At 46.9% G+C, this 6,150-nt stretch carries 1 protein-coding gene and 1 pseudogene; both read left to right on the top strand.

Annotated elements, in window-relative coordinates:
* Positions 1-786: 786 nt before the first annotated feature.
* Positions 787-879 (top strand): annotated as a pseudogene (locus tag Q0340_RS12375) (hypothetical protein); the annotation flags it as partial.
* 189 nt (positions 880-1,068) lie between these two features.
* On the top strand, positions 1,069-6,150 hold a 5,082-nt coding region (locus Q0340_RS09395), incomplete at its 3' end, for an alpha-2-macroglobulin family protein (RefSeq protein WP_298083094.1).

Here is a 6,150-nt window from a genome sequence, read left to right as displayed (position 1 = left end):
CTGGCTGGGAAATTTCGACGGCTCCAAGACTAGGGATCTTAGCGGTGGCGTGAGTGCGGCGAAAGTGGCGTTTAATATGTTTGCCTTCCTCGATAAATCGGGCATGCTGGGCGAGGTGGAGTTTGCGCGCCCCGTGGGCGTGAGCTTGCGGCGGGTATGCACCGACGCGTACCGCGAAAAGGAGTGCGCGCAAAGCGCCGAGGATCTTACGATCGATGGGATTGAGCCCAACGAGGAGTGCGGAATTTACGGCACGAGCGAGCTTTTTTATCTGCTAAAACACGGGCTGGTCGATCCGCAAAAGGTACGCGCAGGAAGGTGTGCGGCTAAATTTGCCGCCGTAAAGCCCGTGCTAAACGACATCAACGCCAAAACCTACGAGACCGGCGCGGACGGCACGCTGCGGCTAAAGGTGCAGTGCACGGCGGTTTTCGGCGAGCGCGTATATATCAGGCTAAGCGGCGGTTCGCGGGAGTTTATAGCGCTAAATTCCACCGCGTTTACGAGGGAGAATTCCACGGATTTGGATTTCGAGCATTCTAGCGCGGCGCAGCAAGATAATTTAAAGCAGAATTTAGCACAGCAAAATTTTGCAGAACAGAATTCTACAGCACAAAATTCTATGCGACAAAATTTAGCGTCGCAGAATTTAAAATCACAAAATCTTACGAAGCAAAATTCTGCGGGATGGAATTTTATAGCTAAAAATCCAGCCACACGGAATTTGGCGTCGCAAAATTCTATCTTGCAAAATTCCACAGAGCAAAATTCGGGGGCTCAAAATTTCACAGCGAAAAATTTCGCGGATCAAAATTCCTCGCAGCAAAATTTTGTGGCACGAGATTTCACCACGCAAAGCCTAGCGCCTGCAAATTCTAAAGTTAAAACGGGAGAATATTTTGCGCGCACTAACGGTGAGGCTTTTACGCTAAGTCTTGGCGCAGGGGATTTCGAGCTTGGCTGCTTGGACGAAAATGCAAATTTCGCTAAAGCAAATTTTAGAGTAAATGAAAGAAAATAAAAGGTTAATTTGTATATAATTTCGTAAAATTTTTGCAAAGGAATTTTATGAAGACAAAACTACTAAGCGCAGCGCTATTTTGCGCTTTGGCTAGCTTTGCCGCGGGCGTAGAGATCAAATACGCTAGCGGGGCTTACGAGATTAGCGGGGTGGACGGCAGTGGATTTAGCGTCACACAAAAGCAGATCTTAAAATGCACTCCCAAAATCACGGGCACCTACGAAAGTGTGAGCGAGAGCTCAATCAGGCTCTATCCTAAGCCGATGCTTAGCGCCGGGGTTAATTATTCGTGCGAGGCGCGCGGGGTGCGCTTTGAGTTCGAGACAGAGCCTTTTAGCACCGAGCATATCGCGCTTCTGCGTCCGGGGCTAGTGGCAATTAAATTTAACGATGCGGTTAGCAAGGACGCGCTACAGCAAGCGACTAGAATTTACCGCGCGCAGAATTTAGCCCAAAACGATATATCCTACGAGCTTAGCTCGCACGATGATAGGAATTTTTTATTCAGCTTCGATCCTAAGGCGCAAAACGTCGTATTGCAAATAGAATCCCTCACCTCAAAAGCAGGCGCAAAGCTGCAAAATCCGGTGGAGTTACGCACGGACGAGGAACCTTTTAATGATAGCATTAACGCTTCAAATTTAAGCGGCGTGCAGATCCGCCCTGCGGCTCTAAAAGACGGCTCGCTCGCGGCTAGAGTGTGTTTTCCTAACTATATGGACGAGCTGTCCGCCAAATACGTAAGAATCGCAGGCGTGAGTAAATTTAGCCTCACTCAGCCGCGATATTATTATTATGACGAAGATGAAGAGGGCGGCGAAAGCGACGATCCTTCATGCTACTACTATGCAGATATAGTAAGCGACGAGTTTATGCCAAATAAAAGCTACGAGATTAGGCTGCTAAAGGGCTTCGGAGATAGCTCATATATCTTGCGTGACGAGATCAGGCAAAGCGTAAAAATGGGCGACAGGCTGCCTTTCGTAGCCTTTAGCGACGAGAAAAATTTCATCCCAAAATCCGCTTCGTTAGCATTTAAAAGCTCAAACGTAAATGAGGTTAAAATTTCGATTGCCAAAGTCCCTGAGCAAAATTTTAGGTATTTTTTAAACTTTGAAAGCAACGAAGATAGTGTAGGTGGGTTAGCTAGCGAGATCGCGGTTAAGAGCTTTGATATAGGAGGCGCTAAAAACGCCGTTGCGGAGCATAAAATCGCGATGGATTTTAAAGGCTATGAGGATGGAATTTATAAAATCACGGCGTTTTACAAAGTGGGCGAAAAGATGCAAGAGGTTTCGCGCGTAGCCTATCTTAGCGACATTACGGCTCAAGTGGTGCTACTTGAGCGCGGCGCACTGATTTATACTTCTAGGCTTAGTAATGGCGAGGAGCTAAGCAGAGCAAAGGTTAAAATTTACAGCGATAAAAACGAGCTAATCGCGGAGGATAAAACGGACGGAGATGGAATTTTAAGATTAGAAAATATGGAAATTCTAGCCAAAAATCCGCGCTCTATCGAGATTAGCAAAGGCGATGAGCATGCGTTCGTGCTGTTTAATAACGCCGTAGCAAGCGTAGAGAAAACGATTACTGCAAAGCGTCCGTTCGTTTATCTCGCAAGCGAGCTGATAAGCCCGAATGAGCGGCTTTTAGGCACGATCGTGATGAAAAATCGCGATTTTAGCTCTTTAAAAAATACGCCGATTAAATTTAAAATTTACGATCCTAGCGGCACTGTGGTCATCACGCGCGCGCAAAACACCGATGAGTTCGGCAGCGTTAAAATAGACGAGCTTATGGGCGAGAAAAGCGGCACTTACCGCCTAGATCTCATCTATGAGGACAAAATCATCGCTTCTAAAAGCTTCAGCGTAGAAAATTTCGTCCCAAACCGCATTAAAAATGAAATTCTCACTGCCAAAGATGAATACGGCGCAGATGAGATCATAACTTTAAAGCTAAGCTCAAACTATCTTGCAGGCGCGCCAGCTGGAGATTTGAAAGGCTCGCTAGAAGCAAACGCCTATGAAAAAGAGCTAAAAATTAAAGGCTACGAGGGCTTTTCGTTTCTAAACGATCGCTTAAAGAAAAAGGGCGCTACGCAGCTTCGCAGGGCAGAATTTACGCTAAACTCCGCCGGTAAAAAGGAGCTTGCACTCTCGCCGGCAGCAGCTGATCTAAATGTCTCTAACGCCATAAATATTCTACTAAATTTCAGCGTAACTGAGGAGGGTAAAAACGTAAGTGCATATCGCAACCTAAGCTATCTGCCTTATGATCGTATCGTAGGAATTCGCGCGAGCAAGGATTTTATTTCAAGCGGCGATAGCGTAAAATTCGGCTTTGCGCTGCTAGATTCCAAAACCAAAACCGACGTCAAAGGCAAGATCGACGTTGAAATTTACCGCGACGATTTTACTTACGTTTATGACGGCAATAGATACGTCGAGCAAGAAAGCTTTAATCTCGTAAGCGCCGTTAGCACCGATGCGCGCGAGTTTGAGTACAAATTCCAAAACGGCGGCAATTATCTAATCGTCGCAAACGATTACTCAAGCGGCGCGAGTGCTGGCGTGCGCGTGGACGTAAGCGGCTGGGGATATTATGGACGGGTAAACGCTAAAGACGTGCAAAGCGCTAAAATCAAACTCGCAAGCGACAAGGTTAAAGCCGGAGATAAAATTAAAGGCGTCATCAATTCTCCGGTAGAAAGCGGCGTGCTAAATATCTCGCTCGTAGGCGAGCAGGTTTACGACTATAAAATTCTATCCATAAAAGGCGGTAGCGCGGAATTTGAGCTTAGTGTGCCGGAGAATTTCGTCGGCGGACACATCAACGCTGTAATCGCGCGCGCCGCGACACCCGCTGCGATGCCGCTTAGAGCCTATGCAAACTTGCCGGTGGCGCTAGATGCGAGCTCGCACAAGGCTAGCGTGCAAATCCTAGCCGAGAAAAGCTACAAAAACGGGCAAAACGCGCAGATCAGCGTAAAAAGCGAGCCAAATTCCAAAGTGGTGCTCTACGCAGTCGATCTTGGAATTTTAGATATCGTCTCACAAGAGGAGCTCGATGCATTTAAGGCGTTTGACGTTAGCGCGTATTTTGCGCTGCGATACTTCGACATTTACGATGATCTTAGTGTGTATCAAACTACTGCTAAAGAGCTAAGCTTCGGCGGCGACGGCGTGATGGCGAAGGCTAAACGAAATTTAAGCCCGGTCGAAAACAAAAAGCAGAAAAAATTTATCAAAATGCTGATCGCAAAAGCGAACGCGAACGGCGAGGCGAAATTTGAGCTTGCAATGCCGAAAAATTTTAACTCCACGATCCGACTAAGCGCCATGGCTATCGGAGAGGCGGCTACGATCGGCTCGGCAAACGTCGAAGCCAAGGTCCGAGACGACGTGATCATAAAGCCCGCCGATCTAACCTACATGGTGCGAGGCGATGAAATTTCCGTGCCGCTAACGCTCATCAATACAACTGACAAAGAGCAAAAGGCGGTCTTAAAAATCAGCTCATCTCCTTCGGTTGCTATAAGCGGTGGCGAGGCAAATTTCACGCTTAAACCGCTTGAGGTCAAGCACCTAAGCTTCACCGCGAGCGCGCTTGATATTGCGGATGCAAATATTAAATTTGATCTTGACGCAAACGGGCAGAAATTTAGTAGCGATGTAGAATTTGACATAATCAGCCAGTTTCCGCGCTCGAAGCTATTTCACGTAAGCTACGGCGATAAGCCGGTAATGCTCAAAATCGATCCGAGCTATAAAGAAATTTATACTCACATCAGCGCTACGCCTAATGCTTTTAGCCTAGCGGACGAGCTATATCTCTATCCTTACGGTTGCACCGAGCAGCTTACTTCAAAGATGGTAGCGGTTGATTATGTCGCACGCAAAGACTCCAATAAAACCTTAACCAACCGCGTAAACGAGTATGCAAGTAGAATTCTATCTCGCCTCAAACCTAGCGGCAGTTTCGGCTACTGGAGTGCTCACGGCGTTACTAATTACTACGCTTCGATTTACGCAAGCGACGTTTTACTAGAGCTTGACGCGCGCTATAAATTCCTTAGCAATAAGCAAAGATCGCTAATTTTTAGTGCGCTAAAATCAAGCTACAAGGATCAGGATACGCTCCGCATATACGCGGATTTCGTGCTGGATCAATACGGCAAACTCGATGATGATGAGATAAATTTCGTTTACGACAACGATCTTTATAAAGACTCGCCGATGGCTAGTATCACCTTGGCTGCGATACTTAAGAAGCACAATATGACGACTGAGTTTGAATTTATGCTCGAAAAAATAGATGAGGCGAATTACGATTACGCTGATAATGGAGCGGGTTTGACATTTGCTAGCGACATAAGAGATGCTGCCTTTAAGCTCTACGCATTCGGCAAGGCTGGCATCAAAGATGATAGCACGGCTCGCACGGTCGATGCGATCATTCGCGATCTAAAAAATATAAACAACACGCAGGAGCGAGCAAGCGTAATACGCGGATTTGATGAGTATTTTAAGGATTCAAAAAAAGAAGCCCATTTTGCATTAAAATACGACGGCGAGGCGAAAAATTTCAATTCGCCGCTGGATACCAAACTCGCGGTTAAAGACGGCGCGATAGAATTTACGCCGATGAGCGGCAATGGCGAGCTGTTTTTTACGGTGCTGGGATTTGGATATGAAAGCGCTGCGGTCAAACACAATCCGCTTAGCATAAATAGACCGTTTGATAACGACCGAGATAAGAAGGTTGAAATTTATCGCGAGTTTCTTGATGCTCGCGGCAACATCGTCGATCTAAGCAAGCTCAAAGTAGGGCAGAAAATTTACTCTAAGATCAGTTGGCGAGCTAATCATTATCTATATAATTTCGCGATCGACGAGGCGATGCCTAGCTGCTTTGAGGCGGTCAATGAGCGCCTAGGCTCGGCCGCGCAGGCTAGAGTCGAGGGTATGCAAGATAGCGTGGCACTAGAACACACGGAGTATCTGTATGACCGAGTGCTTCGCTTCCCAAAAAGCGGCTATTTCTATTATGATCCGCGAGACGGAGAGAATAGCAGCGGCGTCATCTATACGCCAATAAACGTGATTATGGCAGGCTCGTGCGCGCTT

The sequence above is a fragment of the uncultured Campylobacter sp. genome (assembly GCF_938045595.1).
In the GTDB taxonomy this organism is placed as follows: domain Bacteria; phylum Campylobacterota; class Campylobacteria; order Campylobacterales; family Campylobacteraceae; genus Campylobacter_B.
Note: the sequence above shows the minus strand (reverse complement) of the source record. Positions and strands in the feature narration are given on the sequence as shown.